Below are 15,197 nucleotides of genomic sequence, written 5' to 3'. Positions count from 1 at the left end.
TCTCATCCTTTGCGGCCTAAATAGGTAATAATTTGCTTGGCAGGCTCTACGGCCTCCTGCTTCAATGCAGTAATACGATCTTCATGTTGCTTCAACCATTGTGAACGATGTTCCAGCAATCCAGCAACCGTTTCTGCAAATTTATCCCCATCCAGTGAACTGGTATTGCCTGCAGGCTCACTTTCCAGTCGAAGCAGGAACTGATCGATTTTGGGATCATACGAGATACCCACAGGTGGGACATACTGTGAAGCTGCGTAGATTAAACTATGCAGACGCATGCCGATCATCAGATCACAGCGACTGACTTCCTCCAGCATTTGTTGAGGATCAGTAAGATCGTCCGTAATACTAATTTCACTACCTTTGCTTGTCACATCATCAATCATTTCCATAATGAAACGGGATGCCTGCACATCATCGGGCAGATGAAACGGCATAAAGCGCAGATGGACAGCCTTTTTCGTAGCCAGCTTCTTCAATCCAGCCGCAATAGCCGTCAATTCCTTACGATCCGATTCCCAGAACCGAACAGACACTCCGATCACCGGTAGTTTGGCATGAGTTGGTTGTTCCCCAGCAGTGGAAGGGGCCGCTTCATCCCGGACTGGTGATGCTGTATCCGGCAAGGGTAAACCCATCACTGGGTCAGGCACGACATGAATCTGATTCCACTTCAGTCCAAGACGACGCAGATAATCTGCGGATTGCTCGTCTCGAACCGATACATAGGTACAGGATTTAAATACCGATTTGATCATCGGGTTAAAGATTTTACGGTGAACAGGGCCAATACCCTGCGCATAGATAAATGTAGGTTTTTTCAACCACTGAGCGAGCTTGATCACACCCAGATAATAAGGAATGGACTTCAATCCAGTTGCATCCTGCAGCAGACTTCCGCCGCCACTGATAAGTCCGTCACTTTCCTTCAGTGCCTCACGAACTTCCTTCAGCTTCATGCGATGTACAGCACGAACGCCATACATCGAGGTTGTCCACTCCGGATTAATGGAGAGCACAATTGGTTCAATGGTAACATTGGACCGCTGGCTCTCTTCTTGGAGGGCAGTCAGAATGGATTTCAGTACAGCTTCATCTCCGCTGTTGTTAAATCCATAGTATCCTGAGATGACTAACTTTTTAGAAGTGGTGACCATTTTTTCCAACATCCTTCCGCGACTTGCCACACACCCACAGCAATGATACCAAAGATCAAGCCAAGTCCGAGTCCCATCACCCCACGAATCAGTGACAGTACAGCTGGTGTATGAATATGCGCAAACGTATCGACCATAGACAATTGACCCATCGTGGCGATGATTAGCGCAAAAATCACTTTACGGTATTTTAAAGCGGCGAACACGCCTACGATAAACAGCGGGTGTCCCAGTACAAATTCTTTGAATCTAGGCCGAACGCCAAACGTATCTTCCAGCGTGGTACGCAGGAACATCTCAAATGGTGTAACGGAACCAGCGTTCCCTGTACGGCTCAAATAATAATATCCAACAGCAGCAGCAACAAGCGCCAGTACAACCATCAAAATGTTGATCGGCATACGAAGCATGTCTTTCACTTGTTTCACAGAGATTGAACCGGAACCACGATAGAATATAATATAGATCGCAACCAGACCAATCGGAGCGAAGTGCAACAAGCTGACTCCACGGAACTGGTTAATAACCAGGCTGTACGTAATGCTATTCAATAATGCGATCACAAATGGTACAGCTACGAACGAAATGATCGATGTTCTTACATATAAAACAAGGGTCTGTGCCAAACGACGACCCGCAGGGGCATCCGGTTGACGCAGTTGTGTTGCATTCACTGTACGAACCGCCAGTACCATCGCAATAGTTGGTGCGGAAATGGCCGCCAGCAAGGCGATTCCTTGCTCCAGCAATGTAGGTTTCAACAGGAACAGACCCGCGCTTCCTACTAGTCCAAGCAGGAACACTGCAATGGTGAATACAGGTGCAAAATATGAAACCATCAGTGTGATCAAAGCGATTGCTCCGATAAGAGCGATCAGCTTTGCATACCGTTGAATAGACGAATCTTTAACAGTAAATGCTTCAGCCTGTCCAAGCTCAAAGCCGTGTTTGGCCATACGTTCAACGGCATGTCCTGGCTCACCCAAACTTTTGATCAAATTTTCGATCGGGTCGGTGATCTCAGCTTTGGCCGTATTCCGGCTAGGTGAAGCGTTCATATAAATCATGCGAATATTACGGTCTTTGGTTGCCAGTACAAAACGGTCGGCAATGGTATCTTCTTTCAGATTCGCATCGGAGTCGCTTAGTGAATAGAGACGAGTTACGTTGTAATCAATTTTGTAAGCCAGCGTCTGGAATCCTGCCTGTGGCTTCTTCAGATTTTCAATCGCCGCCAGACCAATATGATGTTTGTTCAGAAGCTGGGCAAACTGATCCAGACTTTTCATCTCTGCATTATCATTGTACCCTTTCACTGCATCCCCATCAAACAGGATACGTGTTACGCCATTCTCTTCGAAGAAGGTTAGCAAACGTTCCATCGATTGTTGGTTATAAGGTACCGTGTCGGAGATACGGGGTAAAATATGAAAACCTTTATCACGCAGCATTTTCACCGCAACCGGGTCAGGCTGCATCGGCTGCATGTTGGCATTCTCCGGCGGTGTCTGCAATATTAAGCCGCTGCGACCTTCATACTCCCAAGGTTGAACCGGGATCTGACGCTCAGCGAACGTTTGTTCAATAATAGGGGTATAAGTCTGCGCATTCTCTTCAGATGTGAACAATACATAGGTATAGTTCGCATTGGAAGGAATCACTTCTTTGGTCATATTCGCAAGATCCTGACCTGAGTAAACCATCAATCGGCGTGTTTTTTTGAGTTCGTCCAGCGTACTCTCAAACACAGCCATCGTTGTCACACCAGCGTCTTTCAGACGTGTCATTTGTTGATCAATGAAATCTTGCGGGTGAGCCTGATACGCGGAAATATCCAAGAGTCCTCGGTAGTTGAAGACCAGTTCTACTTTGTTTGTAGAAGATTCTGTCTGCACCCGGTCACGGATGACCGGGATGGACGCCACCAAACCAATAATAACGATGAGCCACAACCACTTCCGGGAAGCGTTATTCCAATAAAGCCATTTTTGACGCACTACGTGTACCTCCTCAGTTGTTGGAACCAAATGCCCGTTCTGCTCTTATAATTCTTACGTTCAGCATGTGTTGACACACTCTCTAATATGCCAGCACACGATCCATTTTATTTCAAAGAAAAACCCCTCCGCCAACCAACCTTACGGTGCGGAGAGGCCTTCTGCATCTTTTTCTTACAGTACCATTTGTTTTATTGCGCGTCTACACGCGACATAACTTCCGAAACCAGACGTTCGATCTGGCTCTCTGCATCTTGCAAGCTCTCACCGCGCACAGCGAAGTACACTTTGATCTTCGGCTCTGTACCGGAAGGACGCAGGCAGAACCATGATCCGTCTGCCAAAATAAATTTCAGCACGTTCTCCTTCGGTAGGCCGTCCAGACCCAAAGAGTAGTCCAGCACATCTTGCACAGCGATGCCCGCAACTTCCTTCGGCGGATTAGAACGCCAGTCGGTCATTTTCGCCTGAATCTGTGCGACTCCGTCTTTGCCTTTCAGCGTGCGGGACTCCAGTTTTTCGAGGAAGAATCCGAACTGGTTGTACAACTCCTGCAACACATCGTAGAGTGTTTTGCCTTGACTCTTATAGTAAGCAGCCGCTTCGGCAATCAACATCGAGGCAAGGACAGCATCCTTGTCACGGGCATAGTTGCCGGAGAGGTAGCCATAACTCTCTTCATATCCGAAGAGGAAAGTATGACTTCCGGTTGCTTCGAACTGGTTCATTTTTTCACCGATATATTTAAAGCCTGTCAGGGTGTTCATCACTTCTGCACCGTAATGCTGAGCGATAACTGCCCCCATCTCACTCGTTACAATCGTTTTAATTACTGCACCGTTGCTTGGCAGCGCGCCTGTCTCTTGGAGACGACTGAGCAGATAGTGTACCATAATGGCACCCGATTGGTTACCGGACAAGACGAAATATTTGCCATCCTTGTCTTTTACGACAGCACCCATACGGTCTGCATCCGGATCTGTACCGATCAGAATGTCTGCGCCTACGGATTCGCCCAGCTTCATTGCCAGTGTGAACGCTTCGCGCTCTTCCGGGTTAGGGGACTTCACTGTGGAAAATTCAGCATCCGGCTGCTCTTGTTCAGCGACAATATACAACTGTTCGAATCCGATCTGCTCCAGTACGCGGCGAACCGGAAGATTGCCTGTACCGTGTAACGGTGTATATACGATTTTGAAATCACGGCCGATGCCGGATTGAATCAGCTCACGGCTTAGACTGCGGCTTGCCACGGTGTCTACGAATGCCTGATCGTTTTCTTCACCAAGCCAAACCAGCAAACCTTGTGCTTCGGCTTCTTCGCGTGTCATTTTTTTCACATCTGCAAGAGAAGGCACCTCTTGAATGTATTGAATGACTTGCTCTGCTTCATGCGGCACCAATTGTCCGCCTTCATGGTTGTACACTTTGTATCCGTTGTATTCTGGCGGGTTATGGCTTGCTGTTACAACGATACCACCTGTAGCTTGCAGGTGACGCACACTGAAAGACAACTGTGGTGTAGAACGCAGGGAAGGATACAGCTTGGCTACGATACCATTAGCCGCCAGTACCAGCGCCGCATCCAGCGAGAATTCAGGTGAGAAATGACGGGAGTCATGTGCGATGACAACCGAAGGTTTGCCTTCCTTGTCCCCATGCTGCTCCAGCAAATAACGGGCAAAGCCTTGTGTAGCACGACCGACCGTATATTTGTTCATCCGGTTGCTACCGGCACCAATAACACCGCGCAATCCACCTGTACCAAACTCCAGATTTCTGTAGAAACGCTCCTCCAGCTCTTTGGGTTGATCCTTCAGATCCCGAAGCTCCTGTTTCGTTGCTTCATCAATAGAAGCATCCTCCAACCATTGTTGTAACGTCTCGGCTGCTGCTGCGCTTAACTGTTCCATATCCAATAAGCCCCTTCCGTCTATATAAAAATTCTATTTATGCACGTAGCTGTTCAGCGTAGTCATAAGTTGGACTAAAGATATTTACACGTCCACTCCAATGACAGAGCAACCTTCCAATTGCTGTTATCCCCATATTTTTTGTATTCCCTTTTCTAAAAGGCAAAAATCCGGTGATAAAGGCGAACGCTTCGCTTTTTCAGGTTTTCTCTGTCCTCTCCGTTTAAGTGTAAAGAATTAGTACAACTTATCTGCATGATATATACATGCCTATGTAATCAGCTTGGGTCTGACAGTGCAAACATGATTTCGCCTTCAGCGACAATTTTGTCATCCACGCGGGCAGTAGCTTGACCTTTACCAATCGAGCCTTTAAGACGTGTAATTTCCACTTCCAGAATCAACGTATCCCCAGGCACAACTTGGCCACGGAACCGGAAATTGTCGAGTCCCGCCAAGAAACCAATTTTGCCTTTGTTTGCTTCTAAATTCAGCATAGCTGCCGCGCCAACCTGAGCCAACGCTTCTGTGATCAATACGCCTGGCATTACCGGATACTCAGGGAAATGTCCAATGAAGAACGGTTCATTAATCGTTACGTTTTTCAAACCGACAGCACGTTTGCCATCCTCCATCTCTAAAATTCTGTCCACCAACAGAAACGGCGGGCGATGTGGGATAATGGATTGAATTTGTTTGATATCTAACACAATTTAATCTCCTCTCGGGGTGTTTATACAAGGCTCTCCAACATGCAATAATGCCGGCGCAATAGCGTCGTTTCGGAAAGAGATTGTTCTATGATCGCCATTGTCCCTGAATTTTTTTGATCCCATTATAAAGGGTAAAATTCTGTGACAAACGCGAGCGCTTTGCTTCTTTTGAACAATTCTCTTCCCTCCACTTACTGTAGTGCGGAAAACATTAAACGAGCATGATCAAGTCGATCCTCATATAAAATGAGTTTCATTTTTAATGTTGTATGAAATGTTGTTTTAGGGTTAACACTAGTAATATCCTTCATGACTGCAGTAGTGAAGGTTGAGATAAGGGGTCTCTCTTCGCGATGACAAGCAATGTCTTTCGCAGGGGAGGCCTCTTCTGACGTTAAACGTCATCCATCATTATACTGTTTTCAACACCAAAAAGAAAACTCCTGCCTGCGCAGGAGTTTTCGCTGAACTCGTTATCTTATGGAGCAAATACCAGATCATAGACATGTTTCCAGGTACTCCATTGCCATACGGAACCGATATCCTGTTTGCCCAGTACCACATACCCAGCGACCATTCCGCCAGCGAGGGCAAGAACAAGCAAAAGCGGAATCAGAAACCATCTTGCGATGCGCCACCAACTCTTCTTTTTCTTCTTGACTTCCTTCTGCTCCGGCTTGCTGTTCTGCTGCTGTGTTTCTGTCATCCCATTCACCTTTATGCTCTCATATTATTGGCAAGACCCGCCATGGAATCACTAGACGTGAGCGCCCGTGCCGCCAGTTGATAAGTCCTCTGACCTTGCATGAGCAACGCCATCTCCTGTGTCATATCTACGTTGGATTGCTCAAGGAAACCAGTGCGGATCGATGCCTGAGGTACACGTGTTGCTGCATTAGCCCCGAATACGTCATTCTCGGTTAACCCAGCACCTAAACCAAAGAGGTTGTCCGCTAATTGCACAAGTCCTTCAGGACGCTCAATATCCACCATCTGTAGCTGTCCTGAAATCACGGCATTACCATTACCCTGACGTATCAGCAGATTACCTTTCTCATCAAATGCAACTGTGCTGTTCATTGGAGCCGTCATCGGCTCTCCCTGACGATTCAGAGCAAAATTTCCATCGCCATTGACAAGCACCATCAGGTCAGGGTCGTTCGGATTCGCTTTTGGACGCATATCTGGCACAAAGTGGAATGCACCTTGACGTGTCCATACTTTCTGACCATCTGCCTGAACAGCAAACATCGCATTGCCCTCGATAGCTAGGTCTGTCGGGTTACCTGTCTCCTGCATGCTACCTTGGGACATATCTCTGGTGAGATTGACCAGACGTGCTCCAAAACCAAGGTTATACCCCATCGGTGTCGAACGCCCATCCTGCTTATACTTATCATCTTGTTGCTGTATACGGGTCAATACATCTTCGAAGTTTGCCTGTTTACTTTTATAGCCTGCCGTATTCACGTTGGCAATATTATCGGAAATGACATCCAGCCGTTGCTGAATCGCAGTCATCGACACCTTAGCACTAATCATGGAATTATTCATGCGGTGATTTTACCTCCCCTGCTTTGCTCCGCAAAGGGCTTATCGCCCATCACTACGCGGTAATATGGTTACAATTACAATTGGCGTTAGACACGACCAACTTCGTTAACAGCCTTTTCCAAACTGCGGTCATAGAACTGAACGACCTTCTGGTTCGCTTCATAGGCACGAAATGCCGCATTCATGTCAACGGTAGCCTGAGAGGCGTCTACATTCGACCCTTCCAGATAACCTTGATGAATCTGCACAATATCAGTAGCATTCATCGTCCGAGCCGTTGCACCATTATCTTCATTCAGACTAAAATTACCGTCACCTTGACGAACAAGCTGATTCGGCTGGTCAATAATACTGATTCCAAGCGTAACGCCTGTTGGAACACCTGTAACCGCATTAACAAGGCGGCCTTGCTCATCCACTTTAAATTGATCCACAGGACCTGTCAATACAACCGGTTGCCCATTACTGTCCAGCACCTGAGAACCGGTAGAACTGAGAAGTTGCCCTGTTCCATTAACATCCAGATGACCATCACGTGTATAACGCGTGTTTCCCTGTGCATCTCGAACGGTAAAGTATGCTTGCGGCTGGTACGTGACCGTTCCATCTGCTCGTACAAACTTGCCAGAAGCATCAAACCGAATGGGTTGATTGGTCTGCGGATCATTCATACTCAAATTCGATGAGATTGCAAAATCACTTGTACGTTTCGTTTCCATAAGAGCGCCTTGAACATTCATGGATAAGCTTTCCTCAGCAAATACGCCCGAGTTGAGTTTGCCCAGCCGCTTTGTTGGAAGATTCGCATCCCCGCCCGTTAAAGTAATGAGCATTTCCGGGAAGGAGCGGTTTACGCTATTCACCTGTTTGTATCCCGTTGTGTTCATATTTACGATATTCTGTGTAGCAGTGTCGTGGCGGCGTTGCTCTGTAATCATTCCCGCAGCAGCGGTGTACAGACCTCTTAACATGAATGAACCCCTCTCCTTAAACGCTTGTCCCTGCAACGCAGGTAGCTGTTTGTCCGTTCTGTTCACCTTTTCGGTGAACCTACCTGCTTTTTATATCGGCAAACTAGAACTTTTTCTTAACTACTTGATCCAAATTATTCAGCATAATGCCTGTTCCTTTTACAACGCAGTGCATCGGATCCTCTGCAACCCATACCGGAACATGCAATTCATTGGACAACAGTTCATCCAATCCGTTCAGCAATGCACCTCCACCAGTCAAAACGACACCACGATCAATAATGTCCGCAGACAGTTCAGGTGGTGTGCGCTCCAGTACCGACTTGGCTGCAACGATAATGGATTGCACGGAATCCCATAGCGCTTCCTGCACTTCACTACCTGACACAGTAACTGTAACCGGCAGACCGGTTACCATATCACGGCCGCGAACATCCATCTCAGCTTGAAGACCCGCAGGGTTAACGGTACCAATTGCGATTTTGATATCTTCGGCTGTACGTTCTCCGATCATGAGTTTGTATTTTGCTTTAATAAACTTGATAATCGCTTCGTCGAACTTGTCCCCCGCAACTTTAATAGAAGAGGCGGTGACTACGTCGCCCATAGACAGGACTGCAACGTCAGTCGTTCCGCCGCCGATATCCACGACCATATTGCCGCTCGGTTGGAAAATATCCATACCTGCCCCGATCGCAGCCGCTTTCGGCTCTTCTTCCAGAAATACTTCTTTGGCACCGCTGCGCTCCGCTGCTTCGCGGATGGCCTTCTGCTCTACAGAAGTGATATTCGTTGGTGCACAGATCAAAATTCGCGGGTGGCTGTACCAGCTTCTTGCCCCTACACGACTAATGAAATGTCTAAGCATGGCTTCCGTAATTTCGAAGTCCGCAATAACGCCATCGCGCAGCGGTCTAATGGCAACAATGTTACCCGGCGTACGCCCCACCATACGACGCGCCTCTTCCCCGACAGCAAGGACCCGCTTCGTATCGCTTTCAATGGTCACGACGGAAGGTTCATTGAGAACAACTCCGCTTCCTTTCACGTGAATAAGCACGTTTGCCGTGCCAAGATCAATACCGATATCCTTGCTAAACATAAAAGAGCCCCCAAAGTGATATTATTTGGTCAGCGTATCCTGTGAAAAAGTGTCTCTTATCACGTCACCGCTCGTTCGACAAAGTGCAACATATATATGTAAAAATCGGGCTGATAAGATGTCATAATTCGATCCTGTACCAGCTTTTAACATATCATACTTCAGGGGAGGGATTCAATCCATGCTGTGAGCTTTTTGGCCTAGTTCTCAAAGAACTTGCTTATGATTTGGCGGAAGCCAGCACCTCACGTTTTTTTCCACTCGTTTTTTTGTACTTGATTTTGGTCGCTTCACCGCCCCGCAAATGACGGATCGACTTATGGTATTCCAAAATGTGTTTCACCTGGTCAGCAAGATCAGGGTTAATTTCCGGCAGACGCTCCGTCAGATCCTTATGCACAGTACTCTTTGACACGCCGAATTCTTTGGCAATGGTACGGACCGTATTTCTCGTCTCAACAATGCAGCGACCAATTTTGATGGTCCGTTCCTTGATGTAATCGTGCACGCTCCCGCCTCCCTACTGTGTGGATAGTTTGGTACATTATATGAGGAGCATGCCTATATATTCGCGGTTTAGAGGTGTGACAAGCTTCGAAGGTCCCATTATTTTCTGAAAAGCATAAAAAAAGCAGAGGTTATTCACCCCTGCCCATCATGTTAGTGCGGTAAAAATCATTTACTTTTCCGGAAGATATCCTTGCGGGTTTACAGGCTGACCATCTTCATAAACTTCAAAGTGAAGGTGATTTCCTAGGTTTTTTCCAAGCTCACTCACACCAGCAGATGCAATCGCATCTCCTTGCTTCACTTCATCGTCCTGTTTTACTTTGACGTCCGCAAGGCTTTGGTATACGGTTTTCAGGTTATCGCTGTGAGTAATCTCCACCACTTGACCTGTAAGCGGATTTTGCTCAACACGTGTAACTTTACCGCTGAGTGCTGCTTTGACTTCAAATGATTTGTTATCACCGCGTGCCAGATCGACACCCGTATTCGGAATAAATGTGTCATTGTACTGGACCATCGCTGCTTCATGCTCTTCACTTGAAGCCTCGTTGTCATAGAATGGTTTCACAACCGAGATCTCGGAAGGAGATGCTACTGGCCAAACAAAATTTTCCGACTTTGCAACAACTTCCACACTTTCCTGATCCCCACCTGTAACGGCTCCCTCGTTGCTCGCTGCGCCTGTTTCTACTGATTCTTTAGGAGAGTCCGGGTTCAGCGCTTTGCCGCCTGTTCCCTGATAGACCCACACTAGAGTTAGTATAATGCCTGCTGCTGCGATGTAGACTGCCGGGAAAACCCAACGTTTGGACATTGCTTTTCTCCATGAAGAGGGCTGAGCTGCCGGTACTCCTTGAGTTGTTTTAGGAGTTTCTTCTTGGATTGATTTTTTGTTGTTTTCATTCATCTTGATCACCTCAGTAACAAGTGTTACCGGGTGCAACTCTTTTATACACGCGCGACTCTAAAAATTTTCACGCAGCTTTCAAAGAGTGCTATATATGCGTAAAGTGATAGTGCGTGCGCCGCTCCGGGGCCAGAAAACCTTCCGACCGCTGTTACTACCGAATTTCTTCGATCTCCCCTTCTTCAAAGGTGAAATCCGGTAGTAAAGGCAAGTTTATGCTTCCGATGCAGCTTTTTTTAAAAAGCTTTCAGCTTCGCTTCTACAGGTCTTTTCTGTCCCCTGCTCTCCCCGTACGCTCTCACTTTCCACATATATAGCCAAATCTTAAAAGCTCCGGAACGGGAGGTTGGTAGAGAACCACTCACTATACTCACTTCCCCTGCTTTGAGGCTAGCATCTTGGATGCCTGTCCGAATGAGATTCCCGTGTAATAATGTTTCAGAATCTCTGTAGCCGTGTGCCCCTCCTGCGCCATACCATTTGCTCCCCATTGACTCATACCCACTCCATGGCCGTAACCATACGTTGTAATCTGCACTTCATCGCCTGTTGTTCTCCAGCTGAACTGGCTGGATCTGAGTCCGAGGCGTTTGCGAACTTCCGGGCCACTGAACGTTTCACCTGCAATCTGCATTTCTTTAATACGATGCCCCTTGGTCGTAGATAACACTTTGATCCAGGAACCATTCTTATCTGCTGACACCGGAATTGCATCCAGGTTCATCTTCTGCAAAATTTCACTGCGCTTCATCGTAATTGTTTCTTCAAAACCTGGTGCAAGCTGTTTATCCCAGGGACTAGCTACACTTTTCAAATAGGGAACAACGTTGCCCCACACATCCTCTGCATTTTCTGTATATCCATTGCTGGTTGAGAAAAAGGATGCTGTGATCGCACGACCCTGATACGTCATAACTGCGTCGCGACTTTCACGAACGGCCTGCTGAAGTTTTTCCCATTCCTTTGCTTTACCTAACCTTGTCCAATCCGCCTTGACCTGATCGGGTGGAATGAAGACCTGATGACTAATCGTATCCGTGACATCTGCTGTGCCTGAAGGTACACCACTTGTATCGTTTGCAGCAAGTCTTCTCACGATAAATGTGCGAGCAGCTATCGCTTGTGCTTTTAACGCTTCTAGCTCGAAGTCAGCTGGCATCTCAGCAGCAACTACTCCCGTCACATATGTCTCAAGTGGTAATTCCAACGTTGTCCCGGTAGCAGACAAGTAAACACGCACATTCGGCTCAGGATAGCTTACAGGTAATGCGGGCACAGGATTAGGAGACTGTAGACCGGTACCAGCGTTCACACCTGTAGAAGCAGGCGTAGATTTTACCTGTTCTCCTGCTCGCGGCCACACCAGGATGACCGGAATGCATATCGCTAGAACAAGCAGTACTGATACCGCTACTGCGGGCTGCCAACGCCCTGGGTGGCGTCCCCAGCCGTGACGGCGACCGAATGCACGCATACGACGACGTCTGACCTTACGAAACGCATCCAACTCAATAAGCGGGATATTTATATGCTCTGTAGTTTCCTGTTTCAGTTCCTCCGTAGACAATCCCCTACGTTTAGCATGTATCGTTTCTTGCTTGCTCCCCATTACGATTTGCACCTTTGCCATCTGTAACGGGGCACCTCTCTTCTTCTCAGGATTCAACCTGTCTTTCTCTGCATCCTGAATTAAATTCTCCTCTGATCCCTGCATTCCGGGCCGCGGGGCAAGAGGTACTTTTAGTTGTACACGAGCTTCTTTCATCCGTGATACCCCTCCGTTGTCGATGACCAGGTCATGGCTGGTTTTTTTCTCAAATCCATAGTTTAAGATATGACTCCACTCGATCTGATAGAACCGGATTTAAGAGAAACGCGAACCGTTGTTATTTAATGAGCACCTCTTCCTTTGTATAAGTAGATACCTGAAAGCATTGCTACTACGCGGTTTACACAGTGCATCCCGATCAATGGGTATGGAACACCCGCTCTTTCATATGGTCAAAATAGATATAAGCCTAGATGTTATGTTATACAAAGTTAGGATCAGGTATTAATAGAATCAGGTCCTTAACAGACCATCCTCATATATCGTTTGAACTTGTAAAAAGAACAAAAAAAAGCCAAGCCCGGAGGCTCAGCTTCATCAAACAGATACGATACGTTTGATCTTGTTCCTGTATTCTCCACAGTAGGGTAGCTATACAGAAATAACGCTATGTGATATAAACGAGGGTTTACACCCAAGTTGGTTGTACTTTAAACATAGGAACTTCTTCCTCAACCTTTTCGCTAGGCGCCTTAACTGCATCCAGCTTAGGCTCCTCCACCGAAATTCGGTAGATATCTGCCCCGAGGCCATTTAACTTTTCTGCCAAATGTACATAACCACGGTCGATGTGATGTACACCACCTACCTCAGTTGTGCCTTCAGCGACCAAGCCAGCAATGATCAGAGCAGCCCCTGCACGCAGGTCTGTAGCTGTCACTTTAGCACCTTTCAGCTTAGCATTGCCTGTAATGATGGAGGATCTTCCTTCAACTTTGATTTCTGCGTTCATCAGTTGGAACTCATCAACATGCATAAAGCGGTTCTCAAAAACCGTTTCAGTCACAACACTCGTTCCTTCGGATGCCAGCAATAAAGCCATCATTTGGGATTGCATATCTGTCGGGAATCCTGGGTATGGTAACGTTTTGACATCCACTGCTTTGAGTGGACGGTCTGCAATAACACGCACGCCATTCTCGTCAGGCTGTACTGTTACACCCATTTCTTCAAGTTTAGCAATAACGGAACCCAAGTGATCAGAGATCGCACCTTCAACGTATACGTCACCACCAGAGATTGCTGCGGCAGCCATATACGTTCCTGCTTCAATACGATCTGGAATTACCGTATGCTTAACACCAGACAGTTTCTCAACGCCTTCGATACGAATAACGCCCGTACCGGCTCCGCGAACCTTTGCACCCATCCCGTTCAGGAAGTTAGCCAGATCGACAATCTCAGGTTCTTTCGCCGCATTCTCCAGAACCGTAACACCTTCGGCCAAAGTTGCAGCCATCATAATATTTTGAGTGGCACCTACAGAAGCCACATCCAGATAAATTTTCGCCCCGCGCAACCGTCCTTGGCTACGTGCTTCGATATAACCTTGGCCCAAGCTAATCTCGGCTCCCATGGCTTCAAACCCTTTGAGATGCTGATCAATCGGTCGTGTACCGATGGCACATCCACCAGGCAATGAGATTCTTGTTTTACCCAAACGCGTCAGCAAAGGCCCCATGACCAGAAAAGACGCCCGCATTTTACTAACCCATTCATACGGGGCTTCACAGGAAGTAAGGTTCTCCGCATTTACGGTAATCACTTCGTCCCGGTATGTAACTCCCGCTCCTAGCGATTCCAACACTTTGTTAATCGTCATCACATCGTCTAGAGGAGGTGCGTCAATAATAACGCTTTGTCCTTCTTCCCCTAAGAGAGAGGCAGCGATGATCGGAAGAACAGAATTTTTAGCGCCGCTAACTTTGACACTTCCGGTCAACCTTTTGCCACCGCGGACGATAAATTTGCTCATCATGGTTCCCTCCGCGCTTTTATTCCCTTTTCCTCATTCCGGAATACGTAAGCCCCACTGTGATAGAAAGGACTGTTGCTGTGTGTGGAATTTCGACATATTCTGGCATGTAAGCACAGATGTCTGATCAGAAAAGAATTGGTTTGTATAATTCATATCGATGATACCATGTGTACTGTACATCCTGCTTTATGGCTTGAAAAGTCATTAAAAAGGCCATCTTAGCATCAGAACAGACCAATTGGGATGGTTTTTAGCCGGTAACTACCGGATATCCCCTTTATAACCTACATAATTAGTGAAAAATTGTGAATTCCCTAACTTCCATCATAACATTGTTGAATTGTTCGATACAAGCATTTTTTACATAAACAATTCAAATTTGGTCAGTTAAACGTTCACATTTCTTTCTTATATTTTGGCCGACAGCTCATACTCTAATTGTTAACACAATTAATCGATGTTATTCGACAATGAGCCGCTTGAAGAACCTAACAGATGATTAACCAACCATCTCAACATTAAAACAAATTTCTTAACATTTGAGTCCAGGACAAATAATCAATAACAAAGCCAGCAACGGCATGCCCTAGAATAATGGCCAGCAACAAATGTAACAGTCTCCCCTGAGGACCTTTCGGCTGTCTGATCACTAAATCCAATTTCAGATTTTGCAATGACCACCATGTAATCGCTATACATATAAGAGAAACGACAATTGAGATCAGGCTGTTTGTGCTCAATGTCTGGTTCACCTGATTCGCCAGATCATTACCCATATCTTCT

General features: G+C 46.8%; 13 protein-coding genes. All 13 read right to left on the bottom strand.

The window, feature by feature from the left end:
- Nucleotides 1-2: 2 nt before the first annotated feature.
- The gene (gene csaB, locus BLQ13_RS18705; RefSeq protein ID WP_090922899.1) at nucleotides 3-1,160 is read right to left on the bottom strand and encodes a polysaccharide pyruvyl transferase CsaB; all 1,158 of its coding nucleotides are present in this window, start codon (nucleotides 1,158-1,160) and stop codon (nucleotides 3-5) included.
- Nucleotides 1,136-3,157, bottom strand: a complete 2,022-nt coding sequence (locus BLQ13_RS18700; RefSeq protein WP_090922897.1) for a DUF5693 family protein — start codon at nucleotides 3,155-3,157, stop codon at nucleotides 1,136-1,138. The genes csaB and BLQ13_RS18700 overlap by 25 nt, the downstream gene beginning before the upstream one ends.
- 191 nt (nucleotides 3,158-3,348) lie before the next feature.
- Nucleotides 3,349-5,070: a phospho-sugar mutase gene (locus BLQ13_RS18695; RefSeq protein WP_090922895.1), complete on the bottom strand. Its 1,722-nt coding sequence runs from the start codon at nucleotides 5,068-5,070 to the stop codon at nucleotides 3,349-3,351.
- A gap of 278 nt (nucleotides 5,071-5,348) precedes the next feature.
- A complete protein-coding gene (gene fabZ / locus BLQ13_RS18690; protein WP_090922893.1) occupies nucleotides 5,349-5,780 on the bottom strand; it encodes a 3-hydroxyacyl-ACP dehydratase FabZ in 432 nt (143 codons plus the stop codon).
- A gap of 481 nt (nucleotides 5,781-6,261) precedes the next feature.
- Entirely contained in the window at nucleotides 6,262-6,489 is a 228-nt protein-coding gene (locus tag BLQ13_RS18685; protein WP_090923070.1) for a DNA-directed RNA polymerase subunit beta, read from the bottom strand.
- Between the two features lie 11 nt (nucleotides 6,490-6,500).
- Entirely contained in the window at nucleotides 6,501-7,337 is an 837-nt protein-coding gene (locus BLQ13_RS18680) for a flagellar hook-basal body protein (RefSeq protein WP_090922891.1), read from the bottom strand.
- Nucleotides 7,338-7,423: 86 nt separating this feature from the next.
- On the bottom strand, nucleotides 7,424-8,308 hold the full coding sequence (locus BLQ13_RS18675; protein WP_090922889.1) for a flagellar hook-basal body protein: 885 nt from the start codon (nucleotides 8,306-8,308) through the stop codon (nucleotides 7,424-7,426).
- A gap of 103 nt (nucleotides 8,309-8,411) precedes the next feature.
- Nucleotides 8,412-9,410 carry a rod shape-determining protein gene (gene mreB / locus BLQ13_RS18670; protein WP_090922887.1) on the bottom strand — a complete coding sequence of 333 codons (999 nt, stop codon included), beginning with the start codon at nucleotides 9,408-9,410 and terminating at the stop codon, nucleotides 8,412-8,414.
- A gap of 220 nt (nucleotides 9,411-9,630) precedes the next feature.
- A complete protein-coding gene (spoIIID, locus tag BLQ13_RS18665; protein ID WP_024632710.1) occupies nucleotides 9,631-9,918 on the bottom strand; it encodes a sporulation transcriptional regulator SpoIIID in 288 nt (95 codons plus the stop codon).
- Between the two features lie 171 nt (nucleotides 9,919-10,089).
- A complete protein-coding gene (locus tag BLQ13_RS18660; RefSeq protein ID WP_090922885.1) occupies nucleotides 10,090-10,827 on the bottom strand; it encodes a stage II sporulation protein SpoIIQ in 738 nt (245 codons plus the stop codon).
- A 370-nt stretch (nucleotides 10,828-11,197) separates the two neighbouring features.
- Nucleotides 11,198-12,592 carry a stage II sporulation protein D gene (spoIID, locus tag BLQ13_RS18655; protein ID WP_090922883.1) on the bottom strand — a complete coding sequence of 465 codons (1,395 nt, stop codon included), beginning with the start codon at nucleotides 12,590-12,592 and terminating at the stop codon, nucleotides 11,198-11,200.
- Between the two features lie 472 nt (nucleotides 12,593-13,064).
- Complete coding sequence (murA, locus tag BLQ13_RS18650) at nucleotides 13,065-14,411, bottom strand: UDP-N-acetylglucosamine 1-carboxyvinyltransferase (protein WP_090922882.1); 1,347 nt, start codon at nucleotides 14,409-14,411, stop codon at nucleotides 13,065-13,067.
- 521 nt (nucleotides 14,412-14,932) lie between these two features.
- A complete protein-coding gene (locus tag BLQ13_RS18645) occupies nucleotides 14,933-15,190 on the bottom strand; it encodes a DUF1146 family protein (protein ID WP_090922880.1) in 258 nt (85 codons plus the stop codon).
- Nucleotides 15,191-15,197: the final 7 nt, after the last annotated feature.

It is taken from the genome of Paenibacillus polysaccharolyticus (assembly GCF_900102085.1).
Lineage (GTDB): Bacteria > Bacillota > Bacilli > Paenibacillales > Paenibacillaceae > Paenibacillus > Paenibacillus polysaccharolyticus.
Note: the sequence above shows the minus strand (reverse complement) of the source record. Positions and strands in the feature narration are given on the sequence as shown.

Coding starts and splice junctions, on each gene's coding strand:
- csaB (WP_090922899.1), bottom strand. CDS start 1,160: ATGGTCACCACTTCTAAAAAGTTAGTCATCTCAGGATACTATGGATTT.
- BLQ13_RS18695 (WP_090922895.1), bottom strand. CDS start 5,070: ATGGAACAGTTAAGCGCAGCAGCAGCCGAGACGTTACAACAATGGTTG.
- BLQ13_RS18685 (WP_090923070.1), bottom strand. CDS start 6,489: ATGACAGAAACACAGCAGCAGAACAGCAAGCCGGAGCAGAAGGAAGTC.
- BLQ13_RS18680 (WP_090922891.1), bottom strand. CDS start 7,337: ATGAATAATTCCATGATTAGTGCTAAGGTGTCGATGACTGCGATTCAG.
- BLQ13_RS18675 (WP_090922889.1), bottom strand. CDS start 8,308: ATGTTAAGAGGTCTGTACACCGCTGCTGCGGGAATGATTACAGAGCAA.
- mreB (WP_090922887.1), bottom strand. CDS start 9,410: ATGTTTAGCAAGGATATCGGTATTGATCTTGGCACGGCAAACGTGCTT.
- BLQ13_RS18660 (WP_090922885.1), bottom strand. CDS start 10,827: ATGAATGAAAACAACAAAAAATCAATCCAAGAAGAAACTCCTAAAACA.
- spoIID (WP_090922883.1), bottom strand. CDS start 12,592: ATGAAAGAAGCTCGTGTACAACTAAAAGTACCTCTTGCCCCGCGGCCC.
- murA (WP_090922882.1), bottom strand. CDS start 14,411: ATGAGCAAATTTATCGTCCGCGGTGGCAAAAGGTTGACCGGAAGTGTC.
- BLQ13_RS18645 (WP_090922880.1), bottom strand. CDS start 15,190: ATGGGTAATGATCTGGCGAATCAGGTGAACCAGACATTGAGCACAAAC.